Origin of the sequence: Saliniramus fredricksonii (assembly GCF_900094735.1) — a bacterium.
GTDB lineage: Bacteria > Pseudomonadota > Alphaproteobacteria > Rhizobiales > Beijerinckiaceae > Saliniramus > Saliniramus fredricksonii.
Window position 1 is genome coordinate 1,398,688 of record NZ_FMBM01000001.1, and the last position, 20,136, is coordinate 1,418,823.

Here is a 20,136-nt window from a genome sequence, read left to right on the forward strand (position 1 = left end):
GCAGGTGTTGCGGGTCCGCGCAAATCCGGCATGGGTGCGTTACCTGATTGCCGTTGCGGCAAGTGCGGTTAGCCTGATCTCGCGGGCCGGTGTCCTGCCCGCGAGGGAGGAGCCTGACCATGGCGCAAGAACAATCGACAATCCGCGTTTCCACCTTCGATGGTCCCGGCGCGAAGGCGCAGATCCGGGAGGTGCCCTGGCCGAAGGTCGGCCGCAAGGGGGCGCTGATCAAGGTCGCCGCCTGCGGTGTCTGCGGCACGGACCTGCATATTCTCAAGGGCCATTGGCCCAAGCCCCTGCCATGGCCGTTCACGCTCGGGCACGAGATTTCCGGCGTTGTGGTCGAGATCGGGCCCGATCTGAAGACGGACTGGATGGGCCAGCCGATCGGCGAGGGTTCGAAGATCATGATCCCGCCCTTCATGCCGTGCGGGGACTGCTATTACTGCAAGCACTATCCCGAACATTCCAATCGCTGCCAGACGCCGGTCTATTACGGGCGCTATCTCGGATTCGACAAGGCGCCGCATCTGTGGGGCGGCTGGGCGGAATATGTCTATGTGGATCTCGAGATGCTGCCGGGCACCAAGATCTACAAGCTGCCCGACGCCATGTCGCTGCGGCTTGGAGCCCTGTCGGAGCCGATCACCTCGACCATACGCGGCTTCGCGCGGGCCCAGCGCATGGGCGGCTTCAAATGGGGCGATACGGTCGTGATCCAGGGCTCGGGGCCGATCGGAATTCTGGCCATTGCCGCAGCGCAGGAGATGGGGGCCGGCAAGGTGATCTGCGTCGGCGCGCCGGAACAGCCCCGTCTCGAACTCGCCCGCCGCTTCGGAGCGGTTGCCACGGTGGATATCACCCAGATGACCGACCAGCAGGAGCGCATCGCGCATGTGCGCGAACTTTGTGGCGGCTATGGCGCGGATCTGGTGATGGATTGCACGGGGCATCCAAGTGCGGGGCCGGAAGGCATCGAATTCCTGCGCGATTCCGGCTTCTTCATCGAGATGGGGCAGTTCACCGATGCCGGCTCGATCATGACGAACTGGCACCGCTTCGTGGCGAAGGATATCACCATCATGGGCTCATGGGCCTTTACCGAGAACGATCTCGCGCTCGGCGTGAAGATGCTCCACCACGCCGCCGACCGCTATCCCTGGCTCGACATGCAGACGCTCTATCCCTTCGACGATGCCGGGCTCGACCGGGCGGTGAGCGATGCGATGGCGATGCGCACCGTCAAGTCGACGATCATCCCGTTCCCGGAGATGGTGGAAAGCGAAGCGTAAATCCGGATGAAGGGACGGCGGGCGTGATGCGCCGCGCCGCCCCTGTCGATTGTCAGCCGCGCGGGCCCTGCGTGATCAGCGGGGTGATGCGGCGGATGGTGACGCGCCGGTTGCCGCGCTCGGCTGCCTGCGTGTCGATCTTCAGATATTCCTCGCCATAGCCCTGCGTGACCAGATTCTCCGGCGGCACATCGTAGAACTGGCTGAGCATGAAGGCGACGCTCTCCGCGCGACGATCCGAGAGCGACAGGTTGTCGATGGCCCGGCCGATGGCATCGGTATGGCCCTCGATCAGGAAGATCTCGTCGGGGTTGTGATCGATGACGCCGTTCATGGCATCCGCGACGCGTTCGAGCTGATCGATCTGTGCGCGGCTCAGCCGCCAGGAACCGGTATCGAAGGTCACCGTGTCGAGATCGACGCGGGCCATGTAGTCGCGCAGGTTCGGATTGTACCGCACCTCGTCCAGCGTATAGCGCTCCCGGATCTCCGAAACGGGGGGCGCGCTGAAGATCTCCGCGAGATCATCTTCGCGGAGATCGCCGTAATCGACGATATAGCGGTCGCGCGGGATATCCACGACGGGTGGAGCAATCTCGATTCGGAAGGAGAAGGCGCTGCCCTCATAGCCGAAGCGCGTGTCGTCCTGCCTGCCATCGCGGCGATCACCGCGACGGTCCCTCCAGCGATCACCGCCCCGCTCGCGATCCGCGCGGACCTCGCGGGTATTGTCGATCAGCACCGTTTCCGTGCCATCGGCCTCGCGCCGGATCCGGCGCAGAAGATTGCCGTCCGTGTCGAGAATGGTGATGATTTCGACATTGCCTTCGCGCGGGGCGATCAGAACGTCCTGCTCGCCCCTTCGTTCGCGGCGCACGTTGGAATAGGTACGGCGCACGCGCTCGTCCTCCGCCTGCCGCAGAATGATCTCGCTACCCTGCTGGATGATGGTACGCGCGCCTGCTTCCTCTGTAATGGTCACACCGTCTTCGGTCCGCTCGCGGCGTCCTTCGCGAACATCACCGAAATCCTGCGGTTCTTCTGTCCTCTCTTCGGAAGGGACGGGTTCGCGTGTCGTCTCTGCGGCATCGCTTTCGGGACGGGGTTCACTGCCTTCGTTTTCCGAGCCGGTCGCCGGTGCTGCCTCACCACGGATCTGACGCTCGGATTCAGCGTCCGCTTCGGTCACCGGCTCGGTTTCCTGTTGCGCTTCGGCTTCGCCGGCAAGCTCCGCTTCACTTTCGACCTCGACCTCTGCATCGACTTCCGCGTCGGCATCGGCTTCGGCTTCGGCTTCACGTTCTGACTGTACTTCGCGCTCAGCTTCCGCCTTGCGCCTCGCTTCGGCATCGGCCCCGGTCTCTGTTTCTGTCTTGGCCTCTGCCGCCGAATCAGCTTCCGCCTCGCGTTCCGCCGCAGCCTTGCGCTCAGCTTCCTCTGCGGTTTCCGCTTCACGCTCCGCTTCCGCCGCTGCTTCCGCTTCACGCTCTGCGGCCTCTGCAGCCGCGCGCTCGGCTTCGGCTTCGGCCTCCGCTTCCCGGTCACGGATCTCCTGGACCTCGCGCCGGGCCGTCTCGAGGCGTTCGCGGATCGCGCTGATTTCCGCTTCGGCTTCGGCGGCGGCTTCGCGGGCCTGTGAGGCGGATTGCGCGTCCTCAGCGGCCTGCGCTGCGGCATCCTCCGCATCGGCCCGTGCGGCTGCGATTGCGTCCGGATCGGCATCGGAATCGTCTGCGAGCGCTTCGAACGCGGCGCGCGCATCAGCGGCCTGCGCCGTGCTCGTCGCTGCGCGATCGGAAAGTTCATCGGCGCGTTCGCGCAAGGCGCGCGCCTCCTCCTGCGTTTCGGCGAGAGTACTTTCAAGGCGCTCAAGCGCCTGTGCGTCGAGGCCGGCCTCTTCGAGCATCATCTCGACTGATGGTGGCGGTGTCTGTGCGGCGGCGCGGCTGGTGAGATCCGGTGCGGCGAAGAGCGCGAGCGGCATGGCCGTGCCCGCGAGGAGAAGGGCGAGGCGTTTCATTCTGATTTGTCCCTGTCTGCTGCAATGAGCTGCATGCTGCATGCGCGCTACCGGATGAACGGGGGCTGAAGGGTTCGGTTCCCTGCGCTACCAAGCCAGGATTCGCTGTATCGCTGCGCGATCACGCAAATGCATTCGCGCGATTGTCCCCACAGACGCCGCTTGCCCGTGACGAGGAGCGCGACGTAGTTTGCGCGCATGGTGCCGTTTCGACAGATTCCCGGCGAGAGCGAGGTCTTCTTCGACCATCTCGCCCATTTCGTGCCGGATATGGATGCGGCGAGCGCAGCACTCGAGGCGCTCGGCTTCGTGCTGACCCCCTTCACCGAGCAGCGCAACCGCACCCCGCAGGGCTTCGTGCCGGCCGGGACCGGCAATCGCTGTGCCATGCTGGAAAGCGGCTATCTCGAATTTCTCACCCGCTGTGCCGACACCCCGCTCGCAAGCCGGCTCGAAGCCGCGATCGCGCGTTATACCGGGGTGCATCTGCTCGCGATGAGCGTCGCTGACGCGCGGGCGGCGCGCGCGCATCTCGAAGATGCGGGCTTTGTGCCTGACCAGGCCGTGCAGCTCACCCGCAGCATCGCGCTTCCCGATGGCGGCGAGGCCGAGGGGCGGTTTTCGGTGGTGCGGGTGCCCCCGATGCGATGCCCGAGGGGCGCATCCAGGTGCTTGCCCATCACACGCCCGATATCGTCTGGCAGGCGCGCTGGACAGCCCATCCCAACCGGATCGTCTCGCTGGAAGCCGTGCTCGTTCTGGTGGATGATCCGTCGGAGGCGGCCGCGCGCTTCGGGCGGTTTCTCGGGCGCGTTCCCCTCCGGCGGGATGATGCCCGGCTGGTTCTGCCGCTCGATCGTGGCATATTTGTCTTCACTGACGACGCGACGCGCTTCGGCATATCCGCCATGGCGCGTCCCTGCATCGCGGCCTATGCGCTCGGCAGTGCGGAGCCGGGCGTGAGTGTACAGCATTTCGAAGCCGGCGGTGCCGAGCGGGTTGTGTCCGGTCACGCTGCGACAGGGGAGGGCGCGCGCCTCGACCTGCCGCCGGCGCTCGGCGGTCATGTCGTGATCGATAGGCCCGGGCGCCTGCCGGATTGGGCGCGGTAACATGATTCTGATCAGGGAAACGAGGAGCCGATGAGCGAAAGCCTTGGGGAAGACTGGCGCGAAGCCATTTACGAAGAACTCGTCGCAGCGCGGGTCAGCCAGGTGGCGTATGTGCCCGATGCCGGCCACAGCCATGTGATCACACGCTGTCATGAGGATCCGGCGATCACGCCGATCGGGCTCACCACCGAGGAGGAGGGGATCGGCGTGATCGCCGGTGCCGATCTCGCCGGTGCGCGGGGTGTGCTCCTGATGCAGTCGAGCGGTGTCGGCAATTGCCTTAATACCTTCTCGCTGGTGCGCAATTGCGGCTTTCCCATCGTCACGATCGTGACCATGCGGGGCGAATGGGGCGAGTTCAATCCCTGGCAAGTGCCGATGGGTCAGGCGACGCCGGCCACGCTGGAAGCGGGCGGGCTGGTGGTGCAGCGGGTCGACGATCCGGCGGATGTGCGCGCGGTCGTCAGATACGCCCTGCACATGGCGTTCGAGGGCGGAACGGCGATGGCAGTGCTTTTGTCGCAGCGGCTCATCGGTGCAAAGATTTTCTGATTGTGCAGTGTTCGGGAAATGATGGGAGAGCCGCTATGTCGGTGTTGAATTCAGGGCAGGGTGCTTTCGAGAGGCGCGAACTGGTTGCGGAGCTGTTGCGCCATCGCAACGATGATCTTCTCGTCGTGACCGGGCTCGGCTCGCCGACCTATGATGTCGCGGCGGCGGGGGATGATCCGCGCAATTTCTATCTTTGGGGTGCGATGGGTTCGGCGGCGACCATCGGGCTCGGCCTCGCCCTGGCGCGTCCGCAGGCACGGGTGCTCGTGGTGACCGGTGACGGCGAAATGCTGATGGCGCTCGGCGCGCTCGCGACGATCGGCGTCGCCCGCCCCGACAATCTCGCCATTGCCGTCCTCGACAACCGTGCCTACGGCGAGACCGGCGGTCAGGCGAGCCATACGGCGCACGGCGTCGATCTCGTGGCCATGGCCCGCGCTGCCGGTTTCAATGAGGCCGCGCATTGCGATGCGGATGGCGGCTTCGACATGCCCCGCCGCCTGCTGCGCGACGCGCCCGGCCCGGTGCTCGCCGTCTGCGCGATCCGTTCGGGCGAGACCCCCCGTGTGATGCCGTCGCGTGACGGGCACCACCTGCGCGCGCGCTTTCGCGAGGCGATCGGGCTGGCATAGAGGCAACACGGATCGGCCTGAAGCACAAGGATGATGCCGGAGCGATCCTTGTGGTGGATGGATTCTTCGATGGTTTCCGGGGGCGCGCGCAGGTCGTCCTATGCGACCGTCTCAAATCCGCTGGCCCGTTTTCGGGCCTCGCTTCAGCGTGGTGATGCAGAGGGCCGGATGGCGCAGAAGACTATGGACAAGGTGTGATGCGGCGGCTCGTCGTCTTCGATGTCGACGGCACACTCGTCGACAGCCAGAACATGATCGTCGAGGCGCAAAGACGCACCTTCGTGGCGCACGACCTGCCCGTGCCTGATCGCGCGCGAGCCCTGTCGATCGTGGGCCTGTCGCTTCCGGAGGCCTTCACGGCCCTTGTCGGGCAGGGTCCCGTGGTGGCGGAACTGGTCGGGACCTACAAGCGGGTATTCCGGGATTTGCGGCATGATCCGGCTTTCGCCGAGCCGCTCTATCCCGGAGTCGGCGCGGTGCTCGACGCGCTCGCGGCGGAGCCGGGCATCATCCTCGCGATCGCCACGGGCAAGAGCCGGCGCGGGGTGGATCACATGCTCGAACGCCATGGCTTCGTCGGGCGCTTCGCCTGCGTTCAGACTGCCGATGATGCCCCCTCGAAGCCGCATCCGGCCATGCTCCTGCAGGCGATGAGCGCCACAGGCACAACGGCGGATGCCGCAGTGATGGTGGGGGATTCGACCTTCGACATGCAGATGAGCCGCGCCGCCGGCGTCACCGCGCTGGGGGTCGCCTGGGGCTATCATGCGCCGGCAGCCCTGCGTGAAGCGGGGGCCGTCGCAATCCTGTCGCAGATGGCGGCCCTGCCTGATTTCCTCGCGGGTCGCAAGGATGCCGCCGGCGCCGGGTAGGCGCCCGGCGGGCCGGTGAGGCCGGCTTGCGGGCACTCAATCAGGCGCGGCGGACATCCTTGTCCGCCGCGTTTTTCCGGGGTCTTGCACGCGGTGACGGCCCCGCCTATATCCCGCGCAGCCGGGGAGGTGGTCGGCGCTTCTTGCGAAGTGGGTCGCGCCTTCCCATGTGAGCATCAGTCAACGTGTCAAAAAGCCAGCCATGGGCCGGATCGCTTCGGGATCCGGCGGTCTGCTTGAAAGTGAGGGATCCCGCCATGGGTAAAGTTATCGGTATCGACCTTGGTACGACCAATTCCTGCGTCGCCGTGATGGACGGCTCCGCCGGCAAGGTCATCGAAAATGCGGAAGGCGCGCGTACCACGCCCTCCATCGTCGCATTCACGGATGAAGGCGAGCGCCTTGTCGGCCAGCCGGCCAAGCGGCAGGCGGTCACGAATCCCGAGCGCACCTTCTTCGCCATCAAGCGCCTGATCGGGCGCACTTTCGCCGATCCCATGACCAAGAAGGACATGGATCTGGTCCCGTACAAGATCGTCAAGGCCGACAATGGCGATGCCTGGGTCGAGGCTGACGGCAAGTCTTACTCGCCATCCCAGATCTCCGCCTTCACCCTGCAGAAGATGAAGGAGACGGCGGAAGCGCATCTCGGCGCCGAGGTCACCCAGGCGGTGATCACCGTCCCGGCCTATTTCAACGACGCCCAGCGCCAGGCCACCAAGGATGCGGGCAAGATCGCCGGCCTCGAGGTCCTGCGCATCATCAACGAGCCGACGGCGGCCGCGCTCGCCTACGGGCTCGACAAGAAGGGCTCGGGCACCATCGCCGTCTACGATCTCGGCGGCGGCACCTTCGACGTCTCGATCCTCGAGATCGGCGACGGCGTGTTCGAGGTGAAGTCGACCAACGGTGATACCTTCCTCGGCGGTGAGGATTTCGACATGCGCCTCGTCGAATATCTCGCCGACGAGTTCAAGAAGGAGCAGGGTATCGACCTGCGCAACGACAAGCTTGCCCTGCAGCGCCTCAAGGAAGCGGCGGAAAAGGCCAAGATCGAGCTCTCCTCGACCAGCCAGACCGAGGTGAACCTGCCCTATATCACGGCGGATGCCTCGGGCCCCAAGCACATGACCATGAAGCTTTCGCGCGCCAAGTTCGAGAGCCTCGTGGAAGATCTGGTCAAGCGCACCATCGATCCCTGCCAGAAGGCGCTCAAGGATGCCGGGATTTCGGCAGCCGAGATCGACGAGGTGGTGCTGGTCGGCGGCATGACGCGCATGCCCAAGATCCAGGAAGTGGTGAAGTCCTTCTTCGGCAAGGAGCCGCACAAGGGCGTGAATCCGGACGAGGTCGTGGCTATCGGCGCGGCGGTGCAGGCCGGCGTGCTGCAGGGTGATGTCAAGGACGTGCTGCTGCTCGACGTGACCCCGCTCTCGCTGGGCATCGAGACGCTGGGCGGCGTCTTTACCCGCCTGATCGATCGCAACACCACCATCCCGACGAAGAAGAGCCAGACCTTCTCGACGGCGGAGGACAACCAGAACGCGGTGACCATCCGGGTCTTCCAGGGTGAACGCGAGATGGCGGCCGACAACAAGCTGCTCGGCCAGTTCGATCTCGTCGGCATCCCGCCCGCACCGCGCGGCGTGCCGCAGATCGAGGTCACCTTCGACATCGACGCCAACGGCATCGTCAACGTCCAGGCCAAGGACAAGGCGACCGGCAAGGAGCACGCGATCCGCATCCAGGCCTCGGGCGGTCTCACCGACGACGAGATCGAGAAAATGGTCAAGGATGCCGAATCGCATGCCGAGGATGATAAAAAGCGTCGCGAACTGGTCGAGGCCCGCAACAATGGCGAGGCCCTGATCCACTCGACCGAGAAGTCGCTCTCGGAATATGGCGAAAAGATCGGCGAGGGCGAGCGCGAGGGTATCACCACCGCGATCGACGCCCTCAGGGAAGCGCTGGCCGGCGAGGATATCGAGGTCATCAAGAGCCGTACCAATGATCTGATGCAGGCCTCGATGAAGCTCGGGGAAGCCATGTACCAGGCCTCGCAGGAAGGCGAGGGCGCTGATGCCGGCGAGACCGGCGAGGGCGAGGCGAAGGACAAGGCGGACGAAGACGTCATCGATGCCGATTTCCAGGAAGTCGATGACGAAGACGACGACAAGAAGAAGAGCGCCTGACCCGCGCTTTGACGCAACAGGGCGCGGATCGCGGGATCCGCGCCTTTTTTACGATTGAAGACCCTCGTTCTTTCTCCGTTGCGATGGCGCCATTCGGCGCGATCGGCCCGGGAGGGGGCGCAACGCCCGGGAACTCATGTCGAAACGTGATTACTACGAAATCCTCGGTGTCGAACGGGACGCTGACGAGAAGGTGCTGAAGAGCGCCTTTCGCAAGCTGGCGATGCAATATCATCCCGATCGCAATCCCGGCGATGCGGAAGCCGAACTGCGCTTCAAGGAACTCAACGAGGCCTACCAGGCCCTGTCGGATCCCCAGAGCCGCGCGGCCTATGACCGCTTCGGCCACGAGGCTTTCGCGCAGGGCGGGCCCGGCGGTCCGGGAGGTCCCGGTTTCGGCAATGATTTCTCCGACTTCATGTCGGATATCTTCGAGAATTTCTTTGGCGAGGCGCGCGGTCGGCGCGGTGGCGGACGCGGCGGGCGCGAACGCGGCGCGGATCTGCGCTACAATCTCGAAATTTCGCTTGAAGACGCCTTCACCGGCAAGACCGAGAGCATCACCATTCCCACCTCGGTCGCCTGTGAGGCCTGCAGCGGTACCGGCGCCAAGCCGGGTTCGAAGCCGCGCGGCTGCCCGACCTGCGGCGGTATCGGGCGCGTCCGGGCCCAGCAGGGCTTCTTCACCATCGAGCGCACCTGCCCCAATTGCCACGGGCGCGGCGAGGTGATCGATGATCCCTGCGATTCCTGCGGCGGGTCCGGGCGTGTCACCCGCGAGCGCACGCTCACGGTGAACATACCCGCCGGCGTCGAGGACGGCACCCGTATCCGGCTGGCCGGCGAAGGCGAGGCCGGCCTGCGCGGCGGCCCGGCGGGCGATCTCTACATCTTCCTCTCGATCAAGCCGCACGCCTTCTTCCAGCGTGACGGGGCGGATCTGTTCTCGCGCGTGCCGATCTCGATGGTGACGGCGGCTCTGGGCGGTGAATTCACCACGCCGACCATCGACGGTTCGGATGCGAAGGTGAAGATTCCCGCCGGCACCCAGACCGGCAAGCAATTCCGTCTGCGCGGCAAGGGCATGCCGATCCTGCGTTCACGCGATACGGGCGATCTCTACATCCAGGTTGTCATCGAAACGCCGCAGAACCTGACTAAAAGACAAAGGGAACTGCTCGAGGAGTTCGAGGCGGAATGCTCGAAGGACACGCATCCGGAAAGCAGCGGCTTTCTCTCGCGTGTCCGGGAATTCTTCGATGGCATCAGCGGGTCGGCGCGGACTTGACCAGCGCCGCGCGTGTTGGTCTATGGTGAGCGGATACTTTCGACGAAGAGGCGGCGCGTGCTGAATTCCTTGCAGAAGAAGTCGCGTCAGGCGGCGCGCGCAGACGGCTCGAAATTCGATGACGAAGCGCGCTTCCTGCGGTCCTGGCTCGAGAAGCCGCTGATGACCGGTGCCGTGGCGCCGTCGGGCAAGGCGCTGGCGCGCACCATGGCCTCCTATGTCGATCCCATGGCGAAGGGCCCGGTGATCGAGCTTGGCCCCGGCACCGGGCCGGTGACGGATGCGCTGGTCAATCGCGGGATCGAGCAGGAACGGCTGGTTCTGATCGAATTCAATCCGGATTTCTGCAGGTTGCTGACCCGGCGGTTCCCCCGTGCGACCATCGTTCAGGGGGATGCCTACGGCATCGAGAAGACCCTCGCGGGGGCTCTCGATATTCCGGCCTGCGGCGTCGTCTCCAGCCTTCCGCTGTTCACGCGTCCGGTCGCGGAGCGCATCGCCCTCCTGCAGCAGGCACAGGCGCTGATGCAGCCACGGGCGCCATTCATCCAGTTCACCTATGCGGTCATCCCGCCCATCCCCAAACGCCCCGGCGCCTTCACCATGGCCGGCTCCTCCCGCGTCTGGCGCAACATTCCGCCGGCACGGGTCTGGGTTTATCGCGGGGTGTGAGCCAGCGCCCCGTCACCCCTGCAGCGGCGTCTCGCTTTCCAGGAAATCTCCCATCCTTCGCAGCGCGGTGCTGATCGCGTCCTGTGAGGCGGCGTAGGAGAGGCGCAGATAGCCTTCGCCGTGGATGCCGAAATCCGGGCCGCCGATCACCGCGACACCGGCTTTCTCCAGAAGCGCGGAAGCCAAAGGCTTCGCCTTCCAGCCGGTCGCGCGGATATTGGGAAAGGCATAGAACGCGCCCTTGGGCATCCGGCAGCGGATGCCGGGCAGGGCGTTGAGGCCCTCGACCACGAGCTTGCGGCGGGCATCGAATGCCGTCATCATCGTCGCGACGCAATCCTGCGGCCCGTCCAGAGCGGCGATGCCGGCACGTTGGGTGGCGGCGTTGACGCAGGAGAATGAATTCACCGCGAGCTTGCGCGCGGCCTCGTAGAATGCCGGCGGCCAGACCGACCAGCCCAGTCGCCAGCCGGTCATGGCATAGGTTTTCGAGGCGCCGTCGAGCCAGATCAGCCGGTCGCGGATCTCCGGATAGGACAGCAGAGAGACATGCGGCTCGCCATCATAGGTCATGCTGCCATAGATCTCGTCGGAGAGGATGGCGACATCCGGATGCGCGGCGAGGCCGGCCACGAGCGCGTCGATCTCCGCTTTCGGCGTGACACCGCCGGTCGGATTGGCCGGCGAATTGAGGATGACGAGGCGGGTGCGTTCATTGATCAGAGAAAGCGTCTCCTGCGCCGAGAAGGCGAAGCCGTTTTCCTCGCGGATCGGCACCGGGACCGGTTTCGCCCCGGTGAATTCGATCATCGAGCGGTAAATCGGAAAGCCGGGATCGGGATAGAGGATCTCGGCGCCGGGCTCGCCGAACATCAGGATGGCGGCAAACATCGTGACCTTGCCGCCTGGCATGACCATCACCGCATCGGGCGAGACCTCGACGTTGAGCCGGCGGGCGACATCACGGCATATCGCCTCGCGTAGCGGCAGGATGCCGGTGGCGGGGGTATAGCCGTGATGGCCATCGCGCAGGGCCTTGATGGCGGCCTCGACAATATGCTCGGGCGTGGCGAAGTCGGGCTGGCCGATGCCGAGATTGATCACGTCGCGCCCCTGCGCCTGCAATTGCGTGGCGCGCGCGAGCACGGCGAAGGCGTTTTCTTCACCGATACGCGAAAAGGCTTCGACGATTTTCGGCATGCTCTTGACCCTCCCGCAGACCTCTTTCCCGCCATCAAGACCGGGCTCCAGCGGAAGTCAATGCGCGATACCGCAGCCCCGTCATTCACAATCGCAAACGCCGCCGCAACGTCGTTCATCGCTCCTTAAACCGCCACATTTAGATTGCCATAGGCGATTAACACGGCCTTAAGCACGAAACTTCGCGGGACGGCGGATATGGGCATGTTCACGGGCAGGAAGGACAAGCGGGAGCGGCGCGAGCCGGTGCTCGACTTTCCCGCGCCCGCATCCGGCATACCCGATCTGCGGCTCGGCCCGCAGGATCGTGCCGGCGGCCCGGTTCACGAGGATGCGATGGCCAGACGGGCGGAGAAGCGGAGCGGTACGCGCGGGAAGACCCGCAAGGCTGCTCCGGGCAAGGCTGCTCCGGGCAAGGTGGCATCCGGAAAGTCTCGCAAGGCGACCGGACGGGGCAGCCGCGACGCGCGCGGTGGCCGCCGGCGCAGCAGTCGCCGGCGGCGCTCGTTCCTCGGCCGGATCGTCTATGGCAGCATCGTGCTCGCGTTGTGGGGGGCGATCGCGCTGACCGGTCTCGTTGCGTATCACGCGACGCAATTGCCCCCGATCGACCGGCTGGCGGTGCCCAAGCGCCCGCCCAATATCGAGATTCTGGCCAATGACGGCACATTGATCGCCAATCGCGGGGAGACCGGTGGGCGCAATGTCGCGATCCATGACCTGCCGGCCCATGTCCCGCAGGCCTTCATCGCGATCGAAGACCGTCGTTTCTACAGCCATTTCGGCATTGATCCCGTCGGGATCGGGCGCGCGCTCATCACCAATATCACGGCGGGCACCACGGTGCAGGGCGGCTCGACCATCACGCAGCAGCTCGCCAAGAATCTCTTCCTGACGCATGAGCGCACCGCCTCGCGCAAGATCCAGGAGGCGATCCTCGCGCTCTGGCTGGAGCAGCGTCACGGCAAGGACGGACTGCTCGAACTCTACATGAACCGCGTCTATTTCGGCGCCGGCGCCTATGGCGTCGAGGCGGCGGCGCGGCGCTATTTCGACAAGCCGGCGCGGGATCTGACGCTGGCCGAATCAGCGATGCTCGCCGGCCTCGTCCAGGCGCCGTCGCGGCTTGCGCCCACGCGCAACCCGCAGGCCGCGCGCGACCGCGCCGCGCTCGTGCTCAACGCCATGGCGAGCCAGGGTTTCATCGACGAGAACCGGATGACGAATGCCATGGCGCGCCCGGCCGCGCTCAACCGCCCGCTCGGTCCGGGCACGGCGGATTACGCCGCCGATTACGTCATGGACGTGCTCGACGATTTCATCGGCGCCGTCCAGGACGACGTGGTCGTCCACACCACCATCGATCTCGGCCTGCAGGAGGCGGCGGAGGCTTCGCTGATCGGTGAGTTGCGCGAACAGGGCGAAGGCTTCGGCGTGGAGCAGGGCGCCATCGTGGCGCTGCGGCCCGATGGCGCCATCAAGGCGCTGGTCGGCGGCAAGGATTACGCGCAAAGCCAGTTCAACCGGGCCGTGGCCGCGCAGCGCCAGCCGGGCTCGGCCTTCAAACCCTTCGTCTATCTCGCGGCCATGGAAAACGGGCTCACACCGGACACGGTGCGCGAGGACCGCCCGATCCGTCTCGGTGACTGGAGCCCGGAGAACTTTTCGCGCGATTACCGCGGATCCGTCACCCTGCGCGAGGCGCTGTCGCTCTCGCTCAACACGGTTGCGGTGAGTCTGGGCATGGAAGTGGGCGTGCGCGCGGTGATCAGCGCGGCACAAAGGCTCGGCATCCGTTCCGCGCTCCAGCCCAATGCCTCGATCGCGCTCGGGACCTCGGAGGTCACGCCACTCGAACTCACCGGCGCCTATGCGGCCTTCGCCAATGGCGGCACGGGGGTAATGCCGCACGTCATCACGCGGGTCGAAGCGGCGTCCGGCGAAATCCTCTACCAGCGGGTCCACGCCGGGCTCGGGCGGGTGATGGATGACGAGACGGTGGGGAAGATGAACGCCATGCTGCACGATACCATGGTCGCGGGAACCGCGCGCCGCGCCGCTCTGTCCGATTGGCAGGCCGGCGGCAAGACGGGCACCAGCCAGGGTTTCCGCGATGCCTGGTTCGTCGGCTATACCTCGGCTCTGGTGACGGGCGTGTGGATCGGCAATGACGATAACAGCCCCACCAAACGCGCCTCCGGCGGCAATCTGCCCCTGGATATCTGGGCGCGCTTCATGGAGCGCGCGCTCGCCGCCGAATACCCGATGCCGCTGCCCGGCGCGGATCGCTGGCTTGCTCCACGTGATCCGGGTGGCTTTCCGCCTCCGATGGTCGAACACGGCCCGGTCCCGCCCGGCACGACCGGCGGCATCGCGGCCCATGAAGGCGGCTTCGACGGCCTCCCGCCTGCCTCCGTCGGCATCCCGCCGCAGCAGCAGGCGGAGCCGGGATTTCTGGGGCGGTTGTTCGGGGTGTATTGAGTGAAGTATGCTTCTTGCGCATCTGATAAGGAAAGCGATTCTTCATACGCATTTGTTCAAGAGGCATTCATGGACACTAAGACTCTTATCGTTGCACCAAAGTTGCAATTGAGAACCGGTGAATGGAAACGTGGCCCAATTCAACGATCTCAATGGCCCTCTCGTCGTGCGAAAAGCAAAGCTTATAAATTCGGGCCACGATATCAATGGCGGATTATCACATTTATTGCTTGTGGCTATGATTGCCGTGTTCGTATACTTTTAAATGTAGAGGCTCAGATTTTTCGCGCGACGTTTGGTGTGACTGAGGATGGTGAAACCAAGGTGATTTGCGATTATGAGTGGCATGCTTCAGAGCCCGGATGGCATTGCCACGCGCGGTGCGGACGTGTTGCGGAAATTGACGCGGCGAAAAATCGTTTTGGCTCGATCAGGTTGCCATCAGCGCGAAACTTTCACCGGCGGCAGGATTTCAAGTTCGGTAACACTGAGATAAACGAAGTGACGGCATTCAATTGCGCGGTTACCGTATTCCGCATTCGACAGGGTGGGGATCTATTCCCATGAAAGACGATCTTTGCCGAGCATTTTGCGATGATGTTTGTGTCACTGCGACGCCGCTCGGGCTGGCAGTCAGCACGGCGTTTCGCCGTGATGACGGGGATCGCGTAGCTTTCTATGTCGTCGAAGACGGGCACGACATGGTCCACTTGGAGGATGACGGAACAACGATACCGGATCTCGAGGAGGCCGGTGTCGATTTTGAAACACAAACGAGAAGGCGCGCGTTAGATGTCCTTCTGGAGGGAATCGACGGATATTTCGACGCTGAGGCCGTAACGATCCGAACGCGAAGCTTCGTTCGTGATGAGCTGGCTTCGCGCGCACTCGCATTCGTCGGCGTATTGCTCAGAATGAATGACTTCCTCCTTTTGACCGGTGAGAGCGTGAGAAGCACATTCAGAGAGGATGCGGCTAGGAAGATCAAACTCGCGATCGGAGACAAAGCACAAATCAGAGAAGGAGAACCGGTAAACGAAAAGCTGAGTGAGGCGAATGCGGATATGGTCATCGAAGTTTGTCAGAGGGCGCCGGTTGCAGTTTTCTTCGGCAATAGCCCCCAGCGAGTCCAAGATGCGATTTTCCTTCAGATGTCCGCACTTTACGAGGCAAAGGTTGACTTGTCCGTTATTGCTCTCCTGGAGACTGAAACCTCAATCCCGCCCTCGCTCCGCCGCCGCGCGAGTAACAGACTGGCGACAGTGACAGAATTTCGGGAAGACGAGGATGCTGCGGTTTCCCGTATTGTTCGAGAAGCGATCGGTCATGCTGCGTAACCGGCGGCATCGCGGGCCATGAAGGCGGCTTCGACGGCCTCCCGCCTGCCTCCGTCGGCGTCCCGCCGCAGCAGCAGGCGGAGCCGGGATTTCTGGGGCGGTTGTTCGGGGTGTATTGAGAAAATCGTTTTCTCTGGTTGCATTATAAGATATTATTCCTAGATCTTTCTCTCCAACCGGATGGAGAGGAGAGAAGGTCATGCTGTTGCGACGTGGGGCGAAGGGCGAGGCGGTGCGGCGCCTCAGTGAGGATCTGATGGCGCTGGAATATCTGCGCTGTCCGCAGAGCGAATTCGACAATGTGATGGATCGGGCGGTGCGGGCGTTTCAGGCGCAGGCACTCGATCCGCGCGGGGAGCCGCTGGCGGTGGACGGGATCGTCGGGCCGCTGACGCAGTTCGCGCTCGATCTGGCCCTGGGGCGGCGCGATGGCGCGCCCCGCGAGGAGGCGGGGCCGGGCAGCCGTTTCGGACTCGCGGCGCTCGACGTCGCACGGGCGGAAATGGCGCGCAGCGCTGGCGAGATCGGGGGCAACAATCGCGGGCCGGATGTGCGGCTCTATCTCGACGGGCGCGTCGGCGAGGGGGCAAGCTGGTGCGCGGGCTTCGTCAGCTGGTGCTATCGCGAGGGCGCAGCGCGGATCGGGCAGGAGATGCCGTTCGGATATTCGCTGGGTGCACGCGACATCCGCAACCAGTTCCGGCGCAAGGGCTGGGACTTCGATGTCGGGCCGGGCGATCCGCCGCGCCCGGGTGACATCATCGTCTGGTGGCGTGGGGCGATCAACGGCTGGCAGGGCCATATCGGGCTGGTCGAGCGCCATGCGGACGGGATCGTGACCACGATCGAGGGCAATCGCGGGCCTTATCCCTCGCAGGTGCAGCGCTACAGCTATGTGCTGGGGCGGATCCAGCGGCTGCTCGGCTTCGGGCGGGTATTGGCCTGAAATCAGCCGTCGGCATCCCGCGCACGAATCTGCGTCGAGGAGATCGGCAGGCGCGGGCCGTGCAGGAAAACCCAGGCGGGGGGCAGTGTCGCGGGCAAACGCGGCGCTGCCTCTTCGCGCAGGCGGTAGCGGGCGAGCGCCTGTCCGGCAATGGAGGCGGTGGCGGCGCGGGAATGGTCGGGGCGATCGACCACGCAGATCGGCATGACGCGCGCGATGTCGCGCCAGTTGCGCCAGCGGTGGAAATGGGTCAGCCCGTCCGCGCCCATGATCCAGACGAAGGCGAGATCGGGCCGGCGTTTTTTGAGATAATGCAGGATGTCGATGGTATAGCGTAGCCCGGCCTGCGCCTCGACATCGCTCACGGCGATGCGCGGATGGGCGGCGCAGGCGCGCGCGGCTTGCATGCGCTGGGAAAGCGGTTCGATTTCGTGCCCGGCCTTCAGCGGATTGCCGGGCGTGACCAGCCACCAGACCGCGTCGAGCTGAAGGCGCGCGAGCGCCAGCAGCGTCACATGGCGATGGCCTTCATGCGGCGGGTTGAAGCTGCCGCCGAACAGGCCGATACGCTGACCATCGCCGGCGGGCGGCAGAAGCGGAGGCAGCATGCGCATGCGCGATACCGGCATTGCTCAACCCCGCCGCAACTGCAAGAGGCGGATCACGCGCCCTGCTTCACCGCGATGCCCTTGTCGGTGAAGAATTGCTGCAATTCACCGGCCTGGAACATTTCGCGGGCGATATCGCACCCCCCGACGAACTCGCCCTTGACGTAGAGCTGCGGAATCGTTGGCCAGCTGGAATATTCCTTGATGCCGCTGCGAATCCCCTCATCGTCGAGGACGTTGATGCCCTTATAGTCGACGCCGAGATAGTTCAGGATCTGGACGACCTGGCCGGAGAAGCCGCACATCGGGAAATCCGGCGTGCCCTTCATGAACAGAACCACGTCGTTGGTCTTGACTTCGCTGTCGATCGTCTCGTGCGCGCTCATGGGAAACTCCTGTGCTCCGGCGCTCAAGACGCCGGACCCGGGTTGGATGGATGTTCAATCTGCGGGGATGGTGGTCAGCGCCAGGGCATGCAGGACACCGCCCATGCGCCCCTGCAGGGCCTGATAGACCATCTGGTGCTGCTGCACCCGGCTCTTGCCCTTGAATGCGGCCGAGGTCACCGTTGCGGCGTAGTGATCGCCGTCCCCGGCCAGATCACGGATCTCGACCTTGGCATCCGGTATGGCTTCCTTGATCATCGTCTCGATGTCGCGGGCTTCCATGGGCATGGGCGATACTCTCCTCAGGCCGGTTCGGCTGCCATGTAATCCGGCAGCCAGCTTTCATGCGCCTGTTTCAGCGCTGTCACAGATATGGCCTGACCTTCGGGCAGAATCAACGCATCACCGCCGGATCGGCCCAGTTTCATGACGAAAATTCCTGCGCTCTGCGCATCCGCCAGCAGCCGCTCCGCTGCCTCTTCGGGCAGCGCAAGCAGGTAGCGGCCCTGATCCTCGCCGAACAGCACGGCATGGGAGGGCCCGTCGGGCAGGGTGTCGATACTCGCCCCCATATTGCCGGCCATGGCCATTTCGGCGAGCGCCACGGCGAGCCCGCCATCGGAGATGTCGTGCACCGTATCGAGCCGTCCCGCAGCAATGGCGGCGCGCACGAAGCCGCCATGGGCGCGCTCGCGCTCGAGATCGACCGGGGGCGGTGCGCCCTCTTCGCGTCCGCAGATCTCCGCGAGATAGGTCGAGGCGCCGAGCCAGCCGGCGGTCTCGCCGATCAGGAGGATGACGTCGTCATCGCGGCGAAAGCCGATCGTGGCGTGGCGGGTGCAATCATCGAGAAGGCCGACCCCGCCGATGGTGGGCGTGGGCAGGATGCCGATCTCGTTCGTTTCATTATAGAGTGAGACATTGCCCGAGACGACGGGGAAATCGAGCGCGGCGCAGGCCTCGCCGATACCCTGGATGCAGCCGACGAGCTGCCCCATGAAATGCGGGCGCTCCGGATTGCCGAAATTGAGATTGTCGGTGATGGCCAGCGGGGTGCCGCCCACGGCGCAGATGTTGCGATAGGCTTCCGCCACCGCCTGCTTGCCACCCGCGACCGGATCCGCCTCGCAATAGCGGGGCGTGACATCGGTGGTGAGCGCGAGCCCCTTCGGCCCGTCCTCGACGCGCACGATCGCCGCGTCGCCGCCCGGCATCTGCACGGTATTGCCGAGGATGAGGTGGTCGTATTGTTCGAAGACCCAGCGCTTCGAACACAGATCCGGCGTGTTCAGCAGCGCGAGCAGCGCCTCCAGATCACGCAGGGGCGGCTTGACCGCGCAGGCCGTGATCACCGGGCGCTGCGGCGACGGCGTGTGGGGGCGGTCATAGACCGGCGCCTCGTCGCCGAGCTCCTTGATCGGCAGATCCGCCTCGACCCGGCCCTGGTGCTTCACGACGAAACGCAGGGTGTCGGTGGTCTTGCCGATGATGGCGAAATCGAGCTCCCATTTGCGGAAAATCGCCTGCGCCTCCTCCTCCATGCCGGGCTCGAGCACCATCAGCATGCGCTCCTGGCTCTCGGAGAGCATCATCTCATAGGCGCTCATGCCCTCCTCGCGGCAGGGCACCGCGTCGAGATCGAGCTCGATGCCGAGATTGCCCTTGGCGCCCATCTCCACCGAAGAGGAGGTCAGGCCGGCCGCGCCCATGTCCTGGATGGCGATGACGGCGCCGGACGCCATCAGTTCGAGACAGGCTTCGAGCAGCAGCTTTTCGGCGAAGGGGTCGCCGACCTGCACGGTCGGGCGCTTCTCCTCGGCTGATTCGTCGAAACTGGCCGAGGCCATGGTGGCGCCGTGGATGCCGTCGCGCCCGGTCCTGGAGCCGAGATAGACGATCGGATTCCCCACCCCCGTGGCCTTGGCGTAGAAGATCTCGTCGGTCCGTGCGAGGCCTACCGCCATGGCATTGACGAGGATATTGCCGTCATAGCGCGAATGGAAGCCCACCGAGCCGCCAACGGTGGGGACACCGAAGGAATTGCCGTAACCGCCGATCCCGTGCACCACGCCGGAGACGAGATGGCGGGTCTTCGGGTGATCGGGGGAGCCGAAACGCAGGGCGTTGAGCGCGGCGATCGGGCGCGCACCCATGGTGAAGACGTCGCGCAGGATGCCGCCGACACCGGTCGCCGCACCCTGATAGGGCTCGATGAAGCTCGGGTGGTTGTGGCTCTCCATCTTGAAGATGCAGGCCAGCCCGTCGCCGATATCGATCACGCCGGCATTCTCGCCCGGCCCCTGGATCACCCACGGCGCGCTGGTGGGCAGGCCGCGCAGATGCTTGCGCGAGGATTTGTAGGAGCAATGCTCGTTCCACATGGCCGAGACGATGCCGAGCTCGGTCAGGGTCGGCTCGCGCCCGATCAGGGCAATGAAGCGCGCATATTCATCGGGCTTGAGCCCGTGCTCCTGCACCAGTTCCGGAGTGATCGTGAAGGTGTCGCCGGTCATGCTCGTCTCGCCTGCTCGCTGATGCGACAAGGC

Annotated in this window: 18 protein-coding genes and 1 pseudogene; 13 read left to right on the forward strand and 6 right to left on the reverse strand. The window is 64.9% G+C overall.

Going from position 1 to position 20,136, the window contains the following annotated elements; all coding sequences use genetic code 11:
* The first annotated feature begins 119 nt into the window (after positions 1-119).
* Positions 120-1,292, forward strand: coding sequence for a zinc-binding dehydrogenase (locus tag GA0071312_RS06345; protein ID WP_074444026.1), 1,173 nt, complete (start codon positions 120-122; stop codon positions 1,290-1,292).
* A 52-nt stretch (positions 1,293-1,344) separates the two neighbouring features.
* Here the strand turns inward: GA0071312_RS06345 and GA0071312_RS19130 are convergent, their stop codons facing one another.
* Positions 1,345-3,312 carry an OmpA family protein gene (locus GA0071312_RS19130; RefSeq protein ID WP_238947111.1) on the reverse strand — a complete coding sequence of 656 codons (1,968 nt, stop codon included), beginning with the start codon at positions 3,310-3,312 and terminating at the stop codon, positions 1,345-1,347.
* Positions 3,313-3,510: 198 nt separating this feature from the next.
* On the opposite strand from GA0071312_RS19130, the pseudogene GA0071312_RS20575 reads away from it, so the two are divergent.
* The 8 genes and pseudogenes from GA0071312_RS20575 to GA0071312_RS06390 form a co-directional block, all read left to right on the forward strand.
* Positions 3,511-3,939 (forward strand): annotated as a pseudogene (locus GA0071312_RS20575) (VOC family protein); the annotation flags it as partial.
* Positions 3,940-3,959: 20 nt separating this feature from the next.
* Entirely contained in the window at positions 3,960-4,424 is a 465-nt protein-coding gene (locus GA0071312_RS20270; RefSeq protein WP_238947112.1) for a hypothetical protein, read from the forward strand.
* 30 nt (positions 4,425-4,454) lie between these two features.
* Positions 4,455-4,976: a thiamine pyrophosphate-binding protein gene (locus GA0071312_RS06365; RefSeq protein ID WP_074444029.1), complete on the forward strand. Its 522-nt coding sequence runs from the start codon at positions 4,455-4,457 to the stop codon at positions 4,974-4,976.
* Between the two features lie 35 nt (positions 4,977-5,011).
* Entirely contained in the window at positions 5,012-5,608 is a 597-nt protein-coding gene (locus GA0071312_RS06370) for a thiamine pyrophosphate-dependent enzyme (protein ID WP_074444030.1), read from the forward strand.
* A 197-nt stretch (positions 5,609-5,805) separates the two neighbouring features.
* Positions 5,806-6,480, forward strand: a complete 675-nt coding sequence (locus GA0071312_RS06375; RefSeq protein ID WP_074444031.1) for an HAD-IA family hydrolase — start codon at positions 5,806-5,808, stop codon at positions 6,478-6,480.
* 257 nt (positions 6,481-6,737) lie between these two features.
* On the forward strand, positions 6,738-8,672 hold the full coding sequence (gene dnaK / locus GA0071312_RS06380) for a molecular chaperone DnaK (protein ID WP_074444032.1): 1,935 nt from the start codon (positions 6,738-6,740) through the stop codon (positions 8,670-8,672).
* 136 nt (positions 8,673-8,808) lie between these two features.
* Positions 8,809-9,960, forward strand: coding sequence for a molecular chaperone DnaJ (gene dnaJ, locus GA0071312_RS06385; RefSeq protein ID WP_074444033.1), 1,152 nt, complete (start codon positions 8,809-8,811; stop codon positions 9,958-9,960).
* Positions 9,961-10,020: 60 nt separating this feature from the next.
* Complete coding sequence (locus GA0071312_RS06390) at positions 10,021-10,632, forward strand: class I SAM-dependent methyltransferase (protein WP_074444292.1); 612 nt, start codon at positions 10,021-10,023, stop codon at positions 10,630-10,632.
* Between the two features lie 12 nt (positions 10,633-10,644).
* Here GA0071312_RS06390 and GA0071312_RS06395 read toward each other — a convergent pair whose 3' ends face one another.
* Entirely contained in the window at positions 10,645-11,832 is a 1,188-nt protein-coding gene (locus tag GA0071312_RS06395; RefSeq protein ID WP_074444034.1) for a pyridoxal phosphate-dependent aminotransferase, read from the reverse strand.
* 198 nt (positions 11,833-12,030) lie between these two features.
* Between GA0071312_RS06395 and GA0071312_RS06400 the strand changes: the two genes are divergently transcribed.
* The 4 genes from GA0071312_RS06400 to GA0071312_RS06410 all read left to right on the forward strand — a co-directional run bounded on the left by GA0071312_RS06400 (position 12,031) and on the right by GA0071312_RS06410 (position 16,596).
* Positions 12,031-14,313 (forward strand): transglycosylase domain-containing protein, encoded by a 2,283-nt coding sequence (locus GA0071312_RS06400; protein ID WP_074444035.1) that lies wholly within the window; start codon positions 12,031-12,033, stop codon positions 14,311-14,313.
* Between the two features lie 69 nt (positions 14,314-14,382).
* Complete coding sequence (locus GA0071312_RS19595; RefSeq protein ID WP_131817721.1) at positions 14,383-14,880, forward strand: hypothetical protein; 498 nt, start codon at positions 14,383-14,385, stop codon at positions 14,878-14,880.
* The gene (locus tag GA0071312_RS06405) at positions 14,877-15,650 is read left to right on the forward strand and encodes a DUF1828 domain-containing protein (RefSeq protein ID WP_074444036.1); all 774 of its coding nucleotides are present in this window, start codon (positions 14,877-14,879) and stop codon (positions 15,648-15,650) included. Before GA0071312_RS19595 ends, GA0071312_RS06405 begins: the two co-directional genes overlap by 4 nt.
* A 199-nt stretch (positions 15,651-15,849) precedes the next feature.
* Positions 15,850-16,596 (forward strand): CHAP domain-containing protein, encoded by a 747-nt coding sequence (locus GA0071312_RS06410; protein ID WP_074444037.1) that lies wholly within the window; start codon positions 15,850-15,852, stop codon positions 16,594-16,596.
* A gap of 2 nt (positions 16,597-16,598) precedes the next feature.
* Here GA0071312_RS06410 and GA0071312_RS06415 read toward each other — a convergent pair whose 3' ends face one another.
* The 4 genes from GA0071312_RS06415 to purL are packed head-to-tail and all read right to left on the reverse strand — an operon-like array spanning position 16,599 to position 20,103.
* On the reverse strand, positions 16,599-17,210 hold the full coding sequence (locus tag GA0071312_RS06415; protein WP_238947113.1) for a nicotinate-nucleotide adenylyltransferase: 612 nt from the start codon (positions 17,208-17,210) through the stop codon (positions 16,599-16,601).
* A gap of 47 nt (positions 17,211-17,257) precedes the next feature.
* Complete coding sequence (gene grxD, locus GA0071312_RS06420) at positions 17,258-17,590, reverse strand: Grx4 family monothiol glutaredoxin (RefSeq protein WP_074444038.1); 333 nt, start codon at positions 17,588-17,590, stop codon at positions 17,258-17,260.
* Between the two features lie 54 nt (positions 17,591-17,644).
* A complete protein-coding gene (locus GA0071312_RS06425) occupies positions 17,645-17,878 on the reverse strand; it encodes a BolA/IbaG family iron-sulfur metabolism protein (protein ID WP_074444039.1) in 234 nt (77 codons plus the stop codon).
* 14 nt (positions 17,879-17,892) lie between these two features.
* On the reverse strand, positions 17,893-20,103 hold the full coding sequence (purL, locus tag GA0071312_RS06430) for a phosphoribosylformylglycinamidine synthase subunit PurL (protein ID WP_074444040.1): 2,211 nt from the start codon (positions 20,101-20,103) through the stop codon (positions 17,893-17,895).
* Positions 20,104-20,136: the final 33 nt, after the last annotated feature.